We start from the raw sequence: 18,378 nt of genomic DNA, 5'->3' as shown, positions 1-18,378 counted from the left end.
CCTTTACCCCCGCCGGAACCGCGCGGAAATATACGGTTCGGGTGTCCAGTTCAGATCAGCGACCCACGGCCATGTGGGCTGTCTGCGGTGATTGCCGATGTGCAGAATGTCCTGATTAATGGCGCCGGGTGAGAGTGCCATGAGGGCAGGGTTGGCGAGAACTTTCATGGTCGGGTGCAGGTAGCCGCATTTCAGGACGACAATTTTGAACTGTGCCGGGTCCACGCCTATGTCACGGAACGATTCAGCAGAATGATACAGTCGTCGCCGTGCGGACAGTGTTGCGGTAATGCCGGCAAATTCAATTACGGCCTCGCCGTCCTCCGGGCGCGTGACCGGCGTCAGGTGCTTCACCACGGCTTTCTTCACATGCACCGGGCGGCACATGAGCGGATCAAGCGTCGCGCCGATTGAAAGGGGGAGCGTGGCTCCTACACCGGCGCGGTAACAGGCGTCCGTCGCGGGGCGGTCGGTCATCCCGCCGAGCAGGACATCTTTCGTGCCGGCCTTCAGCAAGGCCTGAAGGAAAAACGTCTGGTCGGAATTGCCACCACCGCCCGGATTATCGCCGGAATCTGAAATCACGACGGGATGCGTGGCAGAGACCATTGCGCGGGAGAGGCACTCCTCAATTGTCCCTGTCGGGCTGTCAAAATGGAAGTCATGGCGTGCATCCCAGTATCGGGCGGCCAGTTCTGTTACAATCCGCGTCTGTTCTTCAATATTCGTGCCCGTTGTCACCATAGAGGCTGCCGCCCGAGGCTCATCCGCCCACACGTAGCCAACCAACTGCGACACATCGAGAATCCCCGGCAGGCGATTATACTCGCTCAGGTCTGCCCACAGCCGTCGCCCCGGTTCCCACTCCGTGCTGCTCTGCTCTCCCGGCAGAAGGGCCGGAATACTTGCCCACACAATGCCCGGTCGCAGGCCGTAGCGGAGGCAATGCGTCAGCATGTCCGTGGCCCGCATCACATTTTCAATGCGGTCCACATGCGGGGCTGTGCGATACGCCGTCATGGCGTCCAGCGTATCCACCGCGCGGCGGCTTAGATTGCCATGCAGATCGTAATACGCGGAAATTAGGCAATCCGGCCCCACAACGGCGCGCGTGGCCTCGTACCAATCACCCTCTGCGTCATCCATGCCCTCAACGCTCAGAGCGCCATGCATCATCAGGTAAACACCGTCCAGTGGCAGGAGCTTTTTCAAACGCTCCAGATAGTCCGCCTTCAGGGTTTCATAGGTTTGCCGTTCTACCGGGCCGCCGGATGGAGCGGAGGCCGTCAGGGTTGGCAGGAAAGGGGCCTCATAGCGCTGGAGTGGCAAAGAGAGCGGCGCTTTGAACACGTCCTGCCCGCGCAGCACCGTCAGGTCCTCCATCCGTGCCCGGATGCGGCTATATGTACTGCATTCCGATGCAATGCCGCCCACAGCAATGCGCGGCGTCCCCCGAAAGGCCGGGACTAATCCCGCTGCTCGCGCGGCCCCTGCAAAGGTTGGTAGCCCTGCCAGAACCCCAGCCGGGATCATCTTCAGAATCAGCCTGCGCCGCACGGGAAGGCCTCCAGTTGGTATGACCGCTCAATCGTTCTTAATCTGTAACGATAAAAGTACGGTCAATCAAACTGAGAAAGGCTGCGCGCGAAAAATCCCGTGTCTGGTTCAGCTATAGCGGCTGATGGACAGGTCCAGTGCCGGGATTTCCGGCTTGATGCCGTGGATCATATCCGCCAGCAGGCGGCCGGAACCGCAGGCCATGGTCCAGCCCAGCGTGCCGTGGCCGGTATTGAGCCACAGATTGCTAAAGCGCGGCACCGGGCCAACTACCGGCGTGCCATCCGGCGTGCAGGGGCGCAGGCCGGTCCAGTAGGTGGCGGCGGAAAGGTCACCCCCGCCGAACAGTTCCGAGAAGGAGAGTTCCAGCGTCTCGCGCCGGTCCGGGCTCAGGCGCAGGTTGTAGCCGGTCAGCTCCGCCGTGCCCCCCACGCGAATGCGGTTGCCCAGCCGGGTGATGGCGACCTTGTAGGTCTCATCATTCACGGTGGAGAGCGGGGCGTGGCTTTCATCCGTCAGCGGCAGGGTGAGGGAGTAGCCTTTGACCGGGTAAACCGGCAGATGCACGCCCAGCGGCTTGAGCAGCAGCGGGCTGTAGCTGCCCATGGAGACCACATAGGCATCCGCCCGCAGATGGCCCTTGCTGGTGCGGATGGACATGACCTCATCCGCCGCCGCGTCCATCCCTTTAATGGTGGTGTCATACAGGAACGTCACGCCCTTTGCTGCGGCCATTTTGGCCAGACGCTGGGTGAAGATGTGCGCATCCCCGGACTGGTCGCCCGGAAGATACAGTCCGGCCTTCAGCAAATCGCGCGCGTGGGACAGGCCCGGTTCATGCTCCAGAATCTGGTTCACGTTCAGCAGTTCATGCGGGATGTTGCTGTCGGAAAGCAGCTTCATGTCATGGTGGGCTTTGTCGATCTGCTTTTCCGTGCGGAAAAGCTGGATCAGCCCGCGCTGCCGGTCATCATACGTCAGGCCGGTTTCTTCCCGCAGGGCGTCCAGACAGTCGCGGCTGTATTCCGCCACGCGCAGCATGCGGCCTTTATTGATGTCATAGGCGTGCGTGTTGCAGTTTTTAAGAAGCTGTTCGATCCACCGGAACATGGCGAAGTCGATCCGCTTGCGGATCACCAGCGGGCTATGCCGCTGCATCATCCAGCTCATGGCTTTGATCGGCAGGCCGGGGGCGGCCCAGGGGGTGGAATAACCCGGAGAAACCTGCCCGGCATTGGCAAAGGATGTCTCCAGCCCCGGCTCCGGCTGGCGGTCAACCACAGTCACTTCGTGACCCAGACTGTTGAGATACCAGGCTGACGTCACGCCGATAACGCCGGCGCCGAGAATGATGACTTTCACACTTTCATCCTTTCCGGGGATCGTAATGGAGACGATGGTAGCGGGCCCCGAGGTCCGTCAGAAGTTCGTAAGCAATGGTGTCTGCCAGATGCGCAACGTCATCAAGAGGCGCATGGGGGCCTATCAGGTCAAACACCGCTCCGGCAGGCGGCAGAGCCACACCTGCTGCGACCAGTGGAGAGAGGTCCACGGCCAGTGAGTCCATGGAGATACGCCCGATTATTGGTAATTTAATGTCAGGCCAGTCCGGGTAGATCACAAATCCTTTTTGCCCCAGCCTGCGGGGAAAGCCGTCTCCGTAGCCAATGCCCATCAGGGCGACCGGGGTGGGCTGCCGGGCGGTAAAGGCCGCGCCATAGCCGACAGCGGCCCCGGCGGGCACTTGCCGGGTCTGAATAACACGGGCCTGCAACCGGAGGGTGGCATGCATAGGGTTGGGCTGCCCTGCAGTGGGCGCAATGCCGTACAGGGCGGCACCGGGCCTCGCGAGGTCAAAATGCCACTCCGGCCCCAGAAAAATGCCGGAGGATGCAGCAAGACTAGCGGGGGCGGCGGGGAGGCGCTGCTTCAGTTTGACAAAAGCGTTGAGTTGCTGGCGGTTGAGCGGGTGGTCGGGTGTGTCGGCACAGGCCAGATGGCTCATCACCAGCGTGACCTCAATACCCCCCAGCGTCTGTGGCTGGGTGGCGAGGTAATCCACTTCCGCCTCGGTCAGCCCGAAGCGGGACATGCCGCTATCGACCTGCAGGGCAGCCGCCAGAGGGTGCCCCTGTGCGTGAGCCAGTGCCTGCCATTCCTGCACCTGTTGCAGGCTGTTCAAAACGGGCAGGAGATTATGCGTCAGGCAGGCGTTAGCGGTGCCGGGGGGCGGGCCATGCAGCACAAAAATGCGGCTGTCTTCCCCCACCAGCGGGCGCAGGGCGGCGCCTTCTGCCAGATGCGCGACAAAAAAGGTGCGGCACCCGGCCTCATACAAGGTCTGGCCAACTTCCTTCAGCCCCAGCCCATACGCATTGGCCTTGACCGCAGCCCCGCATTCCGCCGGGCTGACGCGTGCGCTCAGCTGCGCATAATTCTCGGCAATGGCGGCAAGATTGATAAGCAGCCGCCCGCCTTCCCAGCCGTCCCTGTCCATGGTCCGTCTCCTGCCTTCATGACGCGCGTCTTTATCATTTTTTCGCAGAGGCTGGCAAAAGGCAGACGGGGAATGGAGAGGGGAGTTGATAGGCGGCAGCAGTCAAAGCGTAGCCATCCGTCTGGAAACAGGCGTGAGAGACCAGAACACCAGTCCGGCCACAGCACCGCTTAGAGCGCTTGTGGTCAGAGCGCGGGTCCAGTTGAGCGCCTCATGCCCCGAGGCAGAAAGAGCAAAGCTGCCGAGGGCCAGCAACACGCCAAGTAACGCCATGGTGCCGCACCCCCAGAGCATGCCGAAGAGCAGGCAATGCAGAAGGCTGCGGTGGTGGGTGGCGCGATACAGGGAAAGGCAGACCCATCCCATCGGCACGCCCAGAAAGGAAAACGCCAGAAAGAACAGCCCGCTTCGGGCAAGGCAGTAGAGAATGGCGGAGGGCGGCGTGAGTGTTGTGGGGCCATGCCCCGCAGCGTGCAGGCTGACCAGCGCTGACCAGATGAGGCTGAAGATGAAGACGGCGACAAGGTAGCGGACGCTCAGCCGCATTGGAGTGTTCCTCATGTGAGAGGCCATGACGGACGATATAATTTTAAGACTCAGCAGCGTGTGAGACGTTCCCTTGGGAGAGAAATTTTAACTGGCCGACCGGAGTGGCATCGTTCACTGATGTGTCTGCTTCCTTATGCGAGGGCTTTGTGAGTGCGTACTCTTGATTTCAGTTCATGGCACAATCTTTTAGTCACCCTGATCGGGCTGTCACTCATCACACTGCTGGGTGTTGGCATCCGGCTGCTGACAATGGTGGTGATCCAGCAGCGGCGGGAGCGGATGAACCGGCAGATCAATGAGCGGCTACGCACCCTGATTGCCGCATATCGCACACTGGGTGGTTCCTTTACCGGAGATCTGGCGGTGGACCCCCGGCACAAGCGGGATTTACGCATGACAGCGGAAGGCGCGGTGTCGGCCGAGGGGGCGGAGGGCTCCGCTGAGGCAGGCGGCGAGGTTGGGTCCGAGCGCGCCCGGCGTATTCGGGATGCCGTGGAGGCAGCGCTTTCCGACATTATCCTTCTGGGCACGGAAGAGCATGTGCGTCTGGCGGACCGGGCCGCGCGGGAACTGGTGGCCGGTCAGCCGGTCCATACGCATGATCTGGTTGTTTCTCTCCGCACCTTTATCCGCAAGGCGCTGGACCTTGAGCCTATGCCTTCAGACCTCACGCTGCCCGCACAGGGCCCAGCCCGCGTGCAGGCCTCTGGGGGTGGCCGCGCAAAGGATGATGGCAAGAAGGACGGCGGCGGGAAAGGCGGCGGTGGTGGAGGAGGTGGAGACGGTGGCGGCGGTCATGAAATGGGGATGATGGGCGGCGCTGGTGCGGAGCATCATGAGGTGACCATTTCATCCGGGATTTAAATCGGACAAGGGATTATCTGGTCAGAATCTTTTGAAAATCTCTGAGGCGCGTTCACAAAAGGACCAGTGAACGCGCCGTTTGTTTTAGTAGAGTTCCGGCACAATCATGGATTCGGGTGTCGGTTGCCGTTCATAATCCGGGTGGTAGATGCGCGGGGGCAGGACTACCTCGGGGCGGGAGACGGGCTGATACGGCACCAGAGACAGAAGGTGGCTGATGCAGTTCAGGCGGGCCTTCTTCTTGTCCACGCCCTGCACCACCCACCACGGCGCTTCCGGAATGCTGGAGCGTTCCAGCATGACTTCTTTTGCCAGCGTGTAGGCTTCCCATCGTTTGCGGCTTTCCAGATCCATGGGGGAGAGTTTCCACTGTTTGAGTGGATCATCCATGCGGGCGCGGAAGCGGGCTTCCTGCTCATCATCCGTGATGGAGAACCAGAATTTGATAATCTGGATACCGCTGCTGGCAAGCATGCGTTCAAATTCCGGCACGGAGCGGAAGAACTCTTCATACTCCTCGTCTGTGCAGAAACCCATCACGCGTTCCACACCGGCGCGGTTATACCAGCTGCGGTCAAACAGAACGATTTCCCCCGCTGCGGGCAGGTGCGCCACGTACCGCTGGAAATACCACTGGGTGCGTTCCCGGTCATTGGGGGCGGGCAGGGCGGCAACGCGGCAGGTGCGCGGGTTGAGGCGCTGGGTAATGCGTTTGATGGCCCCGCCCTTGCCTGCGGCGTCACGCCCTTCAAACAGCACCACTACGCGATGGCCGGTGGCCTGCACCCAGTCCTGGAGTTTGATCAGCTCGCCCTGCAGACGCACCAGTTCACGAAAATAGACACGACGGAAAGCGCGCTCTTCAGCACCCAGACTGCTTATGCCACCGGCATCGTCTTCCAGAGAAAGCTCAAATTCCTCGTCAAGATCATCAATAATCTCACGGCGCATCTGCACGCGTTCGCGTTCTTCTGCTGAAAGGCTCTCCAGATCGCTCATTCTCATCCCTTTATCGCCGCAGGTCATACTCTGCGCCGCGGACTATAAAGACTGAGGGGATGAACCGGTTTGAAACTTTGATGACATTGAAGGGCGCATCAGAATGTTGTGGTGACGTTCAGCCCGGTGACAACGCCGTTGCGGATATGCTTGCCGGTATCCGGGTTAAGCGACGTACCGCCCACATGCCAGAAATACTGGAAATCCGGCTGCACAATCAGCCAGGGGGTCGCGGCGGCCTGATAGGTGAATTCCAGATGATGCTCCGGCGTGAGCGCGCCTGCGGTATTGGTGCCCAGCCGAAAACTGTCATGCGTGTTTTCCTTGGCGCGCAGGCCATACAGGCCGGTGCCCCACGCTAAGCCGAGTGTGTCATCCGGTCTGCCGGGTAGCAGTTCATCAAACGTAAAACCGCTTTGAATTTCAGAAGAAAACCGGCTGTTGGTGCCGTTGCTCAAAGTGGCGCGGGCAAAAAAGTTGATGGTCTTGCCTGAGCCTTTTTCCTTACGCCAGATCATCTGGTCAATCACGAAATAGGCCATCCAGTTGCCCTGATGGTAGAGCGGGGAGCCGCTGCTGGCGGGGCTGGCCAGAAGGCCGCGCTGCGCATCGTAACGCTGATCCGGAAAGCGCCCGGTATCGTACAGGCCGCCTACTTTCCACACACCGGGCAGAGCCACATCGTCACGGCTGCCAATCTGCTTTGCTGCGTCCAGCCAGAGCTGGGCTTCCCCTATGAACAATGTGCCGCCCTTGGTGGAAAACAAGGTGCCGGACGGGTCGCGCTGGGCTGCGCTGATGGTGCTGTAAAATGGGCCATGAGTCGGGTTGTCATTGGTGATGGCACCCATGAGCACCAGCGGGGCTGCCGCCCGCCACTTTACGCGGCCGCCAACAGCGGAATATGGCCAGGACGGACCGCCGGAATAGAGGTTGTTGGAGGTGGAAAGCGGCCAGCCGAAGCTGGAGTTCAGGAAGAACGAGGCGTTCTGACTGACAAGAAATTCCGTATCCAGATCCAGCGAGCCTACGCGCACGTCCAGCGTGCTGTTCAGAAAACTCTGGCCATACCAGAGTTCAAACAGACGGGTAGAGCGCCCGGCATCATAACCGCTGACGGTATTCAGCGCGCCCAGTCGTTCCCCGGTAAAGGAGCGTCCGCGAATTTGCAGGGCGCTGACATTCAGCAAACCGCCCTGCAAGCCAAAGGCTTTGCCGGTATCCAGTGAGAGGGCTGCGGCGGTCATGCCATCATACGTCGCCCCGCGCTGCATGCCGCCGGAGGCCAGCCCCCAGAGTTCCTCCACATCCTGTATGGTGATCCTGACACCTTTCTTGCCCAGCCATGAGCGCGCCCCGCCCATGGTGCCGAGCAGTTCCGTGCTGGCGTCTTCCTCCGGTGGGGAGAAGGTGGGCGAGGGCACGGGAAGCGGCACGCCGGAAGGCAGAATGTCCGTGGCGAGCGGGATGTTGGCGGCGTGTGCTGAAGGGATGGAAAACAGGCAGGCGAGCAGACCGCAGAGCACGGTGAGCAGGCGGCCCGTTGCCGAATGCCGGGGCTGTCGGTCAGGCGTCAGCGTGTCAGGCGTGGGGAAGGCTGGGCGGTGTGGGACGCATAAGCAGGGTGGTCGGGGATGTGGCACGCCTGCTCCTTTTTGCGCGGTGAGGGGGAATTTTGACGATCTCAGCGTCGATTTAAAATGACGTTATCATGACACCGCCCTGTCTGTCTGACCCGTCTGCATTGCGTGCTGACCGGCTCCACGCGGTATCGGGTGGTGCCTTACATCTGGTCTTCCGGCTGGAGCGCCCATTCGTGGAGGATACCCGGAACAGAGGCTTCAAGGCCGCGACCTGTGCTCCTCATATCCAAGGCAGATTCACTAAAAACCTTTTTGGGGGGAAGTCTCCAATTCTGAATTTGGAGACGCAATGCAGGCGGCACCCGGAAACCCGGAGGAAAAGAGTGCCGCCTGCCAGAAGGGACGGCCTCAGGCCGCAGGGACGCCCTTGCTGGTGGAATATTCGAAGTGCAGGGCCTGATCGGGGTTGACGATCGGGTAGATGGAATGGGCGGCCATTGCACCTTCACTAAAGCCTTGCAGGATCAGCTTGAGCTTGCCGGGGTAGGTGGCGACATCGCCAATGGCGAACACGCCGGGCATGCTCGTCTCGCAGGTGGACGGGGTGACGGGGATGGTGGAGCGGACGGTGTCCATGCCCCAGCGGGCAATGGGGCCGAGGTCCGTCGCCAGCCCGAAGAAGGGCAGAAGCGTGTCGGCTTCCAGATGCCGGGTTGTGCCGTCCAGATCCGCCACTTCCACGCTTTCCAGCGCGCCGTTGGCCCCGTGCAGGGCGTGCAACTGGTAGGGCACAACCTTTTCAATCTGCCCGGCGGCCACGGCTTCATCCAGCAGACGCAGGCTTTCCGGCGCACCACGGAAGCGGTCCCGGCGATGCACCAGATACAGCTTTTCCGCTTTGTCTTTGAGAGACAGCGCCCAGTCCAGCGCGGAATCCCCGCCGCCGGCAATCACAATGCGCTTGTTTTCAAAATCAGCTTTGCGGCGCACGTAATATTGCACAGCGCCGCTTTCCTCAAACGCTTCCAGCCCGTCCAGCGGCGGACGGTTGGGGCCAAATGCGCCTGCACCGGCGGCAATAATCACCGCTTTGGCGTTAAGGGTTGCGCCTTTATCCGTCCCCAGCGTGAACGCGCCACGGTGGCCGCTCAGGCTTTCAATCCGGTGTTTGAGCAGACGGGGGATATCAAACGGCGCAATCTGCTGTTCCAGATTGGCAATCAGCTGCGCACCTTCCACAGCGGGGCAGGCGGGAATGTCGTAAATCGGCTTTTCAGGGTAGAGCGCCACACACTGGCCGCCCACTTCCGGCAGCACGTCAATCAGCACGCACCGCAGGCGCAACATGGCGCACTGGAAGGCAGCAAACAGCCCCGTGGGGCCAGCGCCGATAATGGCGACGTCAGTCTCGATCGGCATATCCGTCATGGCGCGGTACATCTCCCCTTCTGCCCGTATGATCTGCCGTTGTTTTTGCGACAGGTCCGCAGTCCGCGCAATAGGGCAGGGTTCGGGAGCCTTCTATGCCCCTATTAGAGGGAGTGGGATTCCCGAGCAGTATAAACATGCTAGACATGAACATAGAGGACGGACGTTTCAGCATTGGATTGCTGAATGTACCGGGTATATAAGTTTGAGATGCTCAGTCTATATGACCAAAATTCAATGTCATCCGTTTAGTGAGGATCAGGAAGTCATAAGGATGCGTATTTTTTAAAAAAGCATGATTGGAAGGAAAAGTTATAATTTTATATTATATTGTTAAAGGGTATTATTGAAATGTCTAATATTTTTCAAAAATTGACATGCCGCAAATGGGTGCTTGCAGGCCTTGTCTTACTACTAGCTGGTGCGGCTTTTAAATCTTTTTACGACCAGCCTTCTCCTTTTGAAGACTACAGATTAAACGGAAAATGTTTCAGAATTCCTGCGGGTTATGTGGTTGCTTATATTGCATCAGGTCAGCCCGGTGGAGAAGATTATCTTGGAATGATAAGCAAGTGGCCTGATTTATCTCCAAATTCTTATCAATTCTATCATCCAGATCCGACGTCTCATGGCCCCTTTGAAGACCGGGGTGTGATCACGATTTCTATTTTTTCTAACTCTCCAGGAAATGTTTCTGGTCAGGCGTTACTTGACAGAAATGTCGAAATAGGAGGGATAAAGAATTTAAATAATCCGGTTAAAGACAAATTAGGATTTAATGAATATTATGGAATAATAAATACGCTTTACGAAAAAGAAATTAATAATATAAAAAAAGTTGTGTCCTGTTCCCCGACCCTTAATGGGCACCTAAAGTCGACATGTGAATACAAATTCCCACTTTTTGTTCAGGATGAGAATAAATATTTATACGAAGATATGATCGATATTGAAACAGGTCCGCAGCATTTGAAAGATATGTTTGAAGTGGGAGAGGCTGTGCGGGCTAAGGTTCTATCATGGATGAGGTGTTAATTGACGTGCTGTATCAGGAGGTATCGTTAGGATATCACAGCAGGCGGTCCCCAGACAGGCGTGTGCAATAACGTACAGACTGCCTGCTGGGTATGAGGAGAAAGGGGGACTGTGCCGCGGATTTTTTTCTTCCGAATCCGCACAATCCCCGTTCCCTTCAGGCTGTTTTAAGAGCTTTTTTCAATCCGGCATCCAGCACATCAAGGAAGTCCTGCGTGTTCAGCCATTTGGCGTCTTTGCCAACCAGGAGGGCGAGGTCCTTGGTCATCTGGCCGCCTTCGACCGTTTCGATACACACGCGTTCCAGCGTTTCGGCAAAGTGGACAACGTCCGGCGTGTTATCAAACCGGCCCCGGTAGGCCAGCCCGCGGGTCCATGCAAAAATGGACGCAATGGGGTTGGTGCTGGTGGGGCGGCCTTTCTGATGCTCGCGGTAGTGGCGGGTCACGGTGCCATGCGCAGCTTCGGCTTCCACCACGTCACCCGTGGGGGCGAGCAGCACGGAGGTCATCAGCCCGAGGCTACCAAAGCCCTGCGCCACAATGTCACTCTGCACGTCGCCATCGTAGTTTTTACAGGCCCAGACATACCCGCCCGGCCATTTGAGGGCGCAGGCCACCATGTCATCAATCAGGCGGTGTTCGTAGGTTAGACCGGCTTTTTCAAAATCGGCTTTGAATTCCTTGTCATAAATCTCCTGGAACACGTCTTTAAACAGGCCGTCATAGGCTTTCAGAATGGTGTTCTTGGTGGAGAGGTAGACCGGCATGTTGCGGTCCCGCCCGTAGGAGAGGGAGGCGCGGGCAAAGCCTTCAATGGACGCACGGGTGTTGTGCATGCCCAGTGCTACGCCGGGGCCTTTGAAGTCATGCACGTTCAGCGTCACGGCCTCGCCGCCGCCTTCGGGCGTGTAGGTCAGCTTGACGGTGCCGGGGCCGGGCACGAGGGTTTCCACCGCGCGATAGATGTCACCATAGGCATGGCGGCCAATCACAATCGGCTTGGTCCAGTGCGGCACAAGGCGCGGCACGTTGGAGCAGATGATGGGCTCACGGAAAATGGTGCCATCCAGAATGTTACGGATGGTGCCATTGGGTGAGCGATACATGCGCTTCAGCCCGAATTCCTTCACGCGGGCTTCATCCGGGGTGATGGTGGCGCATTTTACGGCCACGCCGTAGCGTTTGGTGGCTTCGGCGGCATCGACGGTGACCTGATCATCCGTCGCGTCGCGGTGTTCAATGCCAAGATCATAATATTTCAGGTCAATATCGAGATAGGGCAGAATCAGGCGCTCACGGATAAAGTGCCAGATGATGCGCGTCATCTCATCACCATCCATCTCGACGATGGGATTTTTAACTTTAATTTTTGTCATGGTGAATACTCCCTCGTCCCCGCACGGGACCATAAAAACCCGCATGAGGCGTATGGGCATCATGCGGCAGGCGGATGAACGGGATAAGAGGACCGGGGCAGTCTGTCGCTTCACATTCCGGTTAGGAAAATCTCCGTAAGAGGGGTGTTTTCCCCGGTTTTGTGCCGCTGGAGGCCGGATTTGTGCGGGGTGTGTGCTTGTGGCGGAACTGGTGTAGGAGGGGGCATCACAATATGGTCAGGACTTCATGACAGCATCTGCGTCTTCTCTGCCGTCCCGAACCCAGTCTTTTTCTGTCGTGCTGGCGATTGAGCTGTGGGAACGGTTCGGCTTTTACGGCATGCAGGGCATCCTGCTGCTTTACATGATCCAGCGGCTTGGCTTTTCCGATACGCAGGCCAACCTGCTGTGGGGCACCTTTTCCGCCGTGTGTTATGCCGCTCCGGCCGTAGGGGGCTGGGTAGGGGACACCCTTCTGGGCGCCCGCCGCACCATGGTGATGGGCGCTGTGGTGCTGACGCTGGGGTATGTCCTGCTGGGCGTGGATCTGGGTGGCCAGATGGCGCTGTTTGTCGCTCTGGCGGTCATCGCTCTGGGGAACGGGCTGTTCAAATCCAACGCGGCCAATCTGGTCCGGCGGGTTTACGAAGGGGATGATGCTCGCATCGATGTGGCCTTCACCATTTACTATATGAGCATCAATGTTGGCTCTACACTGTCTCTGCTGCTCACGCCGTGGTTGCAGGAGAAGTATGGGTGGTCTCCGCCATTTCTGGTCTGTGCGGCCGGGCTGGCGCTTGGGGTGGCGTGCTACACGGTGTGCCGCAAGTGGCTGGCGCGCATTGGCTCCCGCCCGGATTTTGAGCCGCTGGTGTTCTCCCGCTTTATGGCGGTGCTGGGCGGGATGGTGCTGGTTCTGGCGGTTATGGTCGGGCTGCTGCGCTATCCGGCAGCGGGCCGAGCTTGCGTGTGGGTTGCCGCACTGAGCGTGGGTGTGGTGTGGACGCTGCTGTATCGCCGCGCCTCTGCCGCTGTGCGCCCCGGCCTGCGTCTGGCTTATCTGCTGATTGTGCAGACCATGCTGTATTTCGTGTTTTACCAGCAAATGGTGACATCCCTCACGCTGTTTGCGCTGCGGGATGTGGATTCTGCCTTTACGCTGGGTGGCGTGACGCTGTTCCATATGTCAGCCGGGCAGTTTCAGGCGCTTAACCCGGTGTGGATCATGCTGGCCAGTCCGCTTCTGTCCTGGGTTTATAAATCCATGGCGGACCGGGGCTGGAATTTCCCCATTGCCGAGAAGTTCATTGTCGGCTTCTCGCTGGTCTCGCTCTCCTTCCTGATCTGGTGGTGGAGTGCGGCGACGGGGGGCAACCATCTGGTCTCACCCTGGGTGATGTTCTGGGCCTATGGGGCGCTGTCTGTCGGGGAGTTGCTGATCAGCGCGCTCGGGCTGGCCGTGGTCGCGCGGTATGCGCCCGCCAATGTCGGTGGGTTCATGATGGGCAGCTACAACGTGTCCAACGGTGTGGCGATGTATCTGGGCAGCGCGCTGGCCAATCTGGCGGCGGTGGGGCCTGCTGTGGCCTCGGGTGACCCGTCCCAGACCCTGCCGGTTTATGCGGGCCTGTTCCGTATGCTGTTCCTGCTGGGCATTGGCTGCACGCTGCTGTTTGTGGTGTGTCTGCCCTTTACCCGCCGGTGGGACGCCCAGCACCGCGCCGCGCAGGCTGCGGCGGAGTAAGCGGCGGCGTTCCTGCCTGCATGAGTTCCGAACGGGGCGGAGGGAAATCCTCCGCCCCGTTTGCGTCTGGGCGGGCAAACAGGCTGCTCTTTGTCCAGAGTTCGTGTCTGCGCCGCGTTTGAAGGGCATCTGCGGGGCAGGGCGGCAGCGTTTTCACACCAGGTCTCCATAAATAAAGTTGGAGGCCAAACGCAGGGTGCTGCAAAAGGTTCTGGGTAAAAACGGTATGCCGGGTCTGTGCCCCGTGCGGGTTTTACAGAATGCCGCCTGCAATCGGCAGATTAACGCCTGTCATGTAGCTGGCGGCATCGCTCAGCAAAAACGCCACCACCCCCGGAATTTCGGAAATATTGCCGTAGCGGCGCATGGGCACGCTGCTAATCATCTGCTTCGCTACGGTCTCAGGATCGGTGGAGAAATACTGTGTCTTGGCTTTGGCCTGTTTTTCCACCTGCATGTCCCACATCGGCCCCGGCCCCATAAAGGCAGGGCTAATGGCGTTGACGCGGATATTATGCGGCGCAAGGTCTTTGGAGGCTGTTTGCGTTAGCCCCACAATGGCAAATTTGGACGCGCCATAAGCTGCCATATTGGGCGGCCCCTGCACCCCGGCCATGCTGGCCGTGTTCACAATGGCTCCGGATTTCTGCGCCACCATCTGGCGGGCAACGGCTTGCAGCACATGAAATGCGCCACAGACGTTGATCTGAATGACGCGGTTAAAATCCTCTTCCGGGTAATCTTGTATCGGCGCAAAAGCCCCCTGAAAACCAGCGTTGTTGAACAGGAAATCAATTTTTCCAAAATCGGAAACAACCTGCTCTGTTGTGCTGTTAACGCATTCCGCATCCGTTACGTCACACACATAAGGCCGGACAGTGCTGCCGTATTGCCGAACTTTGGTGGCTGCGTCCTCCAGTTTGTCTTTTTGCAGATCCAGAAGGGCAATGTCCGCCCCCAGAGAGGCCAGATGTTCGGCTACAGCAAGGCCGATGGTGCCGGCAGCTCCGGTAATTACAGCAATTTTGCCTGAAAACTGGCCGGATGTGTGCGGTGTCATACGGGGTCTCCTGTTCGTCCAATATCAGCAGTCGGTATCAGCAGTTACTGGGCCTGATCCGTCAGCAGCGGCACACGGCTTTTTTGCGCCATGTCCTGCATATAGCGGAGAGTGTGGGGGTCAAAGGTCAGGCCTTGGACAATGCTGAGGGAGCGCAGTACCGGGTAGAGGTGGAAGTCGGCTTCTGTCAGGGAAGGTGGGCTGGCCAGCAGAGGGTCCAGCTTCTCAAGCTGCGCCTGCACAGGGGGCAGGAGCGTGTCTGTCTGCGCCATGAGGGCATCCAGATTGCCAAAATGCTGCTCTTCACGGGTAATGAAGGCCTGTCGCGCGGCATCGGTCGCCACTTCTGCAAATTTGCCACGGGTAAAGCGCGGCACAATCAGCTTAAGCCCCAGAGACCACGTCTCTTTGCTCCAGACCATAAGGGACTCATTGGCGGGGGATGTCAGCAGGCGTGGCGGGTAGGTGTCATCCAGATAGTGCACAATATCCAGACTTTCCGGCATGCAGGTGCCGTCGTCTTTCTGCAGGATGGGCAGGCCCTTTTTACCGGTAAGGCGCAGCGGGGTTTCGCTGTCGCCTTCCATCACAACGCACAGTTCAACCGGGATATTCTTCAGGCCCGCCATCATGCGGGCGCGGGAGCAGAACGGGCAGTGTTCGTAAATATAGAGCTTCAACGACAGACTTCCTCACTCCGACCGGGCCCATGGAGGGCCGGCCAGTCTCTTGGTTTTGCGTAACCAGAACACGTCAGAGGAAGGATCGTTGCACCGCAGTGCTGGCAGGGCTGGTGTGCTTAGAACTCAGCAGACAGCGTGAAGTGATACACACGCGGCAGGCCGGCATACAGGCTTGAAGAGGCACCGGATGTGCCGCTGGGCGCACCGGTGAAGACGGAGGCCCAGTAGCGCTCGTTGGTGGCGTTGCTCACCCCAAAGCGCAGGACCATCGGCAGGCGCTCGGTCGCGCGGAAGGTGTAGCGCGTGCCCAGATCCAGCGTGGTGTAGGAGCCCGTGTGCAGCGTGTTGGTCACGTTGGCAGCGCGGTTGCCCATGTAATGCACGTTGGCATTAAACGCCCAGCCGGAGGCGAAGGAACCGAGAGACGCGGGCAGGCGATAGTCCAGCAGCAGGTTGGCCTGCAGCGGGGCCGCGCCCACAATTTCCTTGCGGTCCAGCGTGGGGGAGGCCGCATGCACCAGCTCAGCATCCAGCCAGGTCATGCCCGCCAGAACGGAAAGGTTTGGCAGCACTTCACCCGAAATCTGGGCTTCCACACCATAGTTCCGCTGCGTGCCACCATACTGGTAGGTCTGGCAGTTGGTCATGGCAGCACAGCCGGCGTTCGGGTTGGCGGCGGCGACATACATGGCGTAGGGCGACGTCATGCGGAAACCGGCTACGTTAAACTGCATGGTATTGTAACGCAGTTTGTAGCCCACTTCATATTCTTCGGAATGGGCGGCAGGCAGCGCGATGTTCGTATTGGTGTAGCTGGTGCTGTTGGGGGTAACAGGTCCGGCTTCAATAGACCGACCATAGGTGAAGTAGAAGGTCTGGTTATCGGTCGGCTTATACATGATGCTGGCGGTCGGGCTGAAGGCTGCGGAAGTTTCAAACGTATCCCGCAGAGCGCTTTTGGCGTTCAGAGCGCCGCGCTGATGGATCCAGCCCCATGAGAGCGTGCCCATGATGGACCAGTGTTTGTTCAGTTGCAGGGTATCCCCCACAATGAAGGACTGGCTCATGATGCTGCTGGATTTATAGCGCCCATGATAATAAGGCTGCGTGCCACCGTTCTGGCTCGCGCCATACATGTTGTGGATCCCCAGATTTTGCGCAGCGGTTGAGGCCGCAACCGGGTTGTAGTTGCCCATCATGTAGCCGTTGGTGCCAATCACCAGATCATGCCGGATGGGGCCGGTGTAAACGCGGCCGTTGATGTAGGCCATGTTACTGCCAACGCGGAAATCGTTCGCGGTGGTGGTGGCGGTGGCTTTGGAGCTGTACCAGCCGTCACTGCCGCGCAGACCGCCACAGGTTTTGCCGCCGTCACACAGCGTATCAGCTACACCAAAAGCCTGACGTGCTGCGTCCTGATACAAACCACCCAGCGTGAAGCTCCAGTTTTCATTAAACTGATGCTTGATTTTGCCGAGGAAGGTGTTGGTTTCCATGTGGTAGCCGCTCCATTCCGGAGCCAGACGCTTGCTCAGATCCGGAGCTTCCGGGAGCTTGTCGCCGCCAACGCCGGTGGCCAGAATACCAAAGCCGGGCGCGCCGCCGCGCTGGTCATAGGTGTAGTGGCTGGCGTCAATTTCGATAACTGTCTTGTCATCCAGATGGAAATCGAAATCGCCACTGACCATTTCACGGCGCATGGAGCTGCCCTGCGTGTAGGCCGTGCCATCGGCATGCAGCATGTTCAGGCGGTAGCCAAACCAGCCATTGCGGCCCAGACGACCGGAAATATCGCCATTCACAGTCGGGGTGCCGATGGAATCCACACCAACGGAAAGCCGCTCCGTGCGGCGGTCAGTCGGACGTTTGAGCGTGTATTCAAACACGCCAGCCGGGTTTTCCGGCCCATACATGGCCCCTGCCAGACCATTGAGAACCTGAAGGTTATCCACCCATTCCGCCGGATACGGGGTGGTGGAGACCACGTTCAGGCCGTCCAGACGGGAGTTGGCGACAACATCGGATTCAAACCCACGGGACTGCGGGCGGGATGTGTTGGGGTCCCCACGCACTTCCAGCTGCACGGAGGGCAGATACTGCGCCATGTCATTGATGCTGCGGATCTGCTGGTTGACCACAACGTCATGCGTCACACCCATGACGGAATAGGGCGTATCCAGCGTATCGCGGTTTCCCAGCGGGCCGAGATACACAACCTTGTTCATATATTTGGCGGCGGTGCCGTCGGCGGCATGGTGGCCGTGGACGTTGATCGTTTCCCCATTGGAGCCGTCAAGAATCCCGGCAATGGGAGTGGAGGTGCGCTTTGCGGGCACCACAGCCGCAGGGGTTTTAAGCGCAACTTTTTTGGCGGGGGCTGCTTTAATGGCGGCCTGTTTGTCAGGCGCGGTCTGCGGGGCCGGAGCGGGCGTTGAGGCCAGAGCAGAGCTCGTCAGCAGGAGTGCGCCAAATGTCCCTGTGGCGAAAAGGCGGGGAAAACGATCGTGCATGGCTCTGGCAGGTCCGGAATAGAAATGAACAAAAGGTGAGCCGGTTCTGCCGAGCCTGCCGAGCGTTGTCCATATATGGCCGTGCATAAACCTGTATATGAAGGAATATAATCATGGGACTGATGCAGGAATAATACAGTTGCGCAGCGTTCCCCCGGAAAATGGGGGCTACTGTGCGATTTTGTGCATTATGGTGATGCGTAAAATGTATGGGAAGATGGGAGATAATGTGCGTCACTGTACCGTATTTTAAGACGGAGCGTCATAATAACGCATACAGACTTAAGCGAAAACGAGAGTAGTGTTCAGGAAAAAATACTGGGGCGAATGACAGAGCTCAAAGTCATTACAACTGGCCTCATAAACCGGGGCTATTTTCCTTGATTGTGTCAGTTAGTTTGAATGGATCTCTGGCAACGCTCAGCCTGACGCTCTTTCATCAGTCCCAACTGAAACTTTGGGACCGCTGTAAGCATGAAAAGCCTTAGCTT

General features: G+C 58.7%; 14 protein-coding genes. 3 read left to right on the top strand and 11 right to left on the bottom strand.

Annotated elements, in window-relative coordinates:
- Positions 1-3: 3 nt before the first annotated feature.
- The 4 genes from KP703_RS05325 to KP703_RS05310 form a co-directional block, all read right to left on the bottom strand.
- Entirely contained in the window at positions 4-1,557 is a 1,554-nt protein-coding gene (locus KP703_RS05325) for a M81 family metallopeptidase (RefSeq protein WP_215754032.1), read from the bottom strand.
- Between the two features lie 108 nt (positions 1,558-1,665).
- Complete coding sequence (locus KP703_RS05320; RefSeq protein WP_061505359.1) at positions 1,666-2,919, bottom strand: D-amino acid dehydrogenase; 1,254 nt, start codon at positions 2,917-2,919, stop codon at positions 1,666-1,668.
- A 4-nt stretch (positions 2,920-2,923) separates the two neighbouring features.
- The gene (alr, locus tag KP703_RS05315; protein WP_215754031.1) at positions 2,924-4,054 is read right to left on the bottom strand and encodes an alanine racemase; all 1,131 of its coding nucleotides are present in this window, start codon (positions 4,052-4,054) and stop codon (positions 2,924-2,926) included.
- Between the two features lie 102 nt (positions 4,055-4,156).
- On the bottom strand, positions 4,157-4,600 hold the full coding sequence (locus KP703_RS05310; protein WP_215754030.1) for a hypothetical protein: 444 nt from the start codon (positions 4,598-4,600) through the stop codon (positions 4,157-4,159).
- A gap of 153 nt (positions 4,601-4,753) precedes the next feature.
- Here KP703_RS05310 and KP703_RS05305 point away from each other — a divergent pair, with 153 nt between their 5' ends.
- Positions 4,754-5,467 (top strand): hypothetical protein, encoded by a 714-nt coding sequence (locus KP703_RS05305; protein ID WP_215754029.1) that lies wholly within the window; start codon positions 4,754-4,756, stop codon positions 5,465-5,467.
- A gap of 84 nt (positions 5,468-5,551) precedes the next feature.
- On the opposite strand, the gene ppk2 is transcribed toward KP703_RS05305, so the two are convergent.
- The 3 genes from ppk2 to KP703_RS05290 form a co-directional block, all read right to left on the bottom strand.
- A complete protein-coding gene (gene ppk2 / locus KP703_RS05300; RefSeq protein WP_215754028.1) occupies positions 5,552-6,466 on the bottom strand; it encodes a polyphosphate kinase 2 in 915 nt (304 codons plus the stop codon).
- A gap of 98 nt (positions 6,467-6,564) precedes the next feature.
- Complete coding sequence (locus tag KP703_RS05295) at positions 6,565-8,109, bottom strand: carbohydrate porin (protein WP_373687441.1); 1,545 nt, start codon at positions 8,107-8,109, stop codon at positions 6,565-6,567.
- A gap of 348 nt (positions 8,110-8,457) precedes the next feature.
- Positions 8,458-9,477 (bottom strand): NAD(P)/FAD-dependent oxidoreductase, encoded by a 1,020-nt coding sequence (locus tag KP703_RS05290; RefSeq protein WP_215754027.1) that lies wholly within the window; start codon positions 9,475-9,477, stop codon positions 8,458-8,460.
- 351 nt (positions 9,478-9,828) lie between these two features.
- Here KP703_RS05290 and KP703_RS05285 point away from each other — a divergent pair, with 351 nt between their 5' ends.
- Entirely contained in the window at positions 9,829-10,512 is a 684-nt protein-coding gene (locus tag KP703_RS05285) for a hypothetical protein (protein WP_215754026.1), read from the top strand.
- A 157-nt stretch (positions 10,513-10,669) separates the two neighbouring features.
- Here KP703_RS05285 and KP703_RS05280 read toward each other — a convergent pair whose 3' ends face one another.
- Positions 10,670-11,890: an NADP-dependent isocitrate dehydrogenase gene (locus KP703_RS05280; protein WP_215754025.1), complete on the bottom strand. Its 1,221-nt coding sequence runs from the start codon at positions 11,888-11,890 to the stop codon at positions 10,670-10,672.
- 247 nt (positions 11,891-12,137) lie between these two features.
- Between KP703_RS05280 and KP703_RS05275 the strand changes: the two genes are divergently transcribed.
- The gene (locus tag KP703_RS05275; protein WP_215754024.1) at positions 12,138-13,634 is read left to right on the top strand and encodes a peptide MFS transporter; all 1,497 of its coding nucleotides are present in this window, start codon (positions 12,138-12,140) and stop codon (positions 13,632-13,634) included.
- Between the two features lie 253 nt (positions 13,635-13,887).
- Here the strand turns inward: KP703_RS05275 and KP703_RS05270 are convergent, their stop codons facing one another.
- The 3 genes from KP703_RS05270 to KP703_RS05260 all read right to left on the bottom strand — a co-directional run bounded on the left by KP703_RS05270 (position 13,888) and on the right by KP703_RS05260 (position 17,887).
- Positions 13,888-14,694, bottom strand: coding sequence for an SDR family NAD(P)-dependent oxidoreductase (locus KP703_RS05270; RefSeq protein WP_215754023.1), 807 nt, complete (start codon positions 14,692-14,694; stop codon positions 13,888-13,890).
- 44 nt (positions 14,695-14,738) lie between these two features.
- Positions 14,739-15,374, bottom strand: a complete 636-nt coding sequence (gene grxB, locus KP703_RS05265; RefSeq protein ID WP_215754022.1) for a glutaredoxin 2 — start codon at positions 15,372-15,374, stop codon at positions 14,739-14,741.
- A gap of 119 nt (positions 15,375-15,493) precedes the next feature.
- Complete coding sequence (locus KP703_RS05260; RefSeq protein ID WP_215754021.1) at positions 15,494-17,887, bottom strand: TonB-dependent siderophore receptor; 2,394 nt, start codon at positions 17,885-17,887, stop codon at positions 15,494-15,496.
- Positions 17,888-18,378 lie beyond the last annotated feature (491 nt).

The organism is Acetobacter sp. P5B1, from assembly GCF_018811985.1.
Lineage (GTDB): Bacteria > Pseudomonadota > Alphaproteobacteria > Acetobacterales > Acetobacteraceae > Acetobacter > Acetobacter cerevisiae.
This window is presented reverse-complemented; position numbering and strand designations above follow the sequence as displayed.

Bases quoted from the DNA above. Each gene is read 5' to 3' on its own strand.
- alr (WP_215754031.1), bottom strand. From the start codon at position 4,054: ATGGACAGGGACGGCTGGGAAGGCGGGCGGCTGCTTATCAATCTTGCC.
- KP703_RS05310 (WP_215754030.1), bottom strand. From the start codon at position 4,600: ATGCGGCTGAGCGTCCGCTACCTTGTCGCCGTCTTCATCTTCAGCCTC.
- ppk2 (WP_215754028.1), bottom strand. From the start codon at position 6,466: ATGAGCGATCTGGAGAGCCTTTCAGCAGAAGAACGCGAACGCGTGCAG.
- KP703_RS05290 (WP_215754027.1), bottom strand. From the start codon at position 9,477: ATGACGGATATGCCGATCGAGACTGACGTCGCCATTATCGGCGCTGGC.
- KP703_RS05285 (WP_215754026.1), top strand. From the start codon at position 9,829: ATGTCTAATATTTTTCAAAAATTGACATGCCGCAAATGGGTGCTTGCA.
- KP703_RS05280 (WP_215754025.1), bottom strand. From the start codon at position 11,890: ATGACAAAAATTAAAGTTAAAAATCCCATCGTCGAGATGGATGGTGAT.
- KP703_RS05275 (WP_215754024.1), top strand. From the start codon at position 12,138: ATGACAGCATCTGCGTCTTCTCTGCCGTCCCGAACCCAGTCTTTTTCT.
- KP703_RS05270 (WP_215754023.1), bottom strand. From the start codon at position 14,694: ATGACACCGCACACATCCGGCCAGTTTTCAGGCAAAATTGCTGTAATT.
- KP703_RS05260 (WP_215754021.1), bottom strand. From the start codon at position 17,887: ATGCACGATCGTTTTCCCCGCCTTTTCGCCACAGGGACATTTGGCGCA.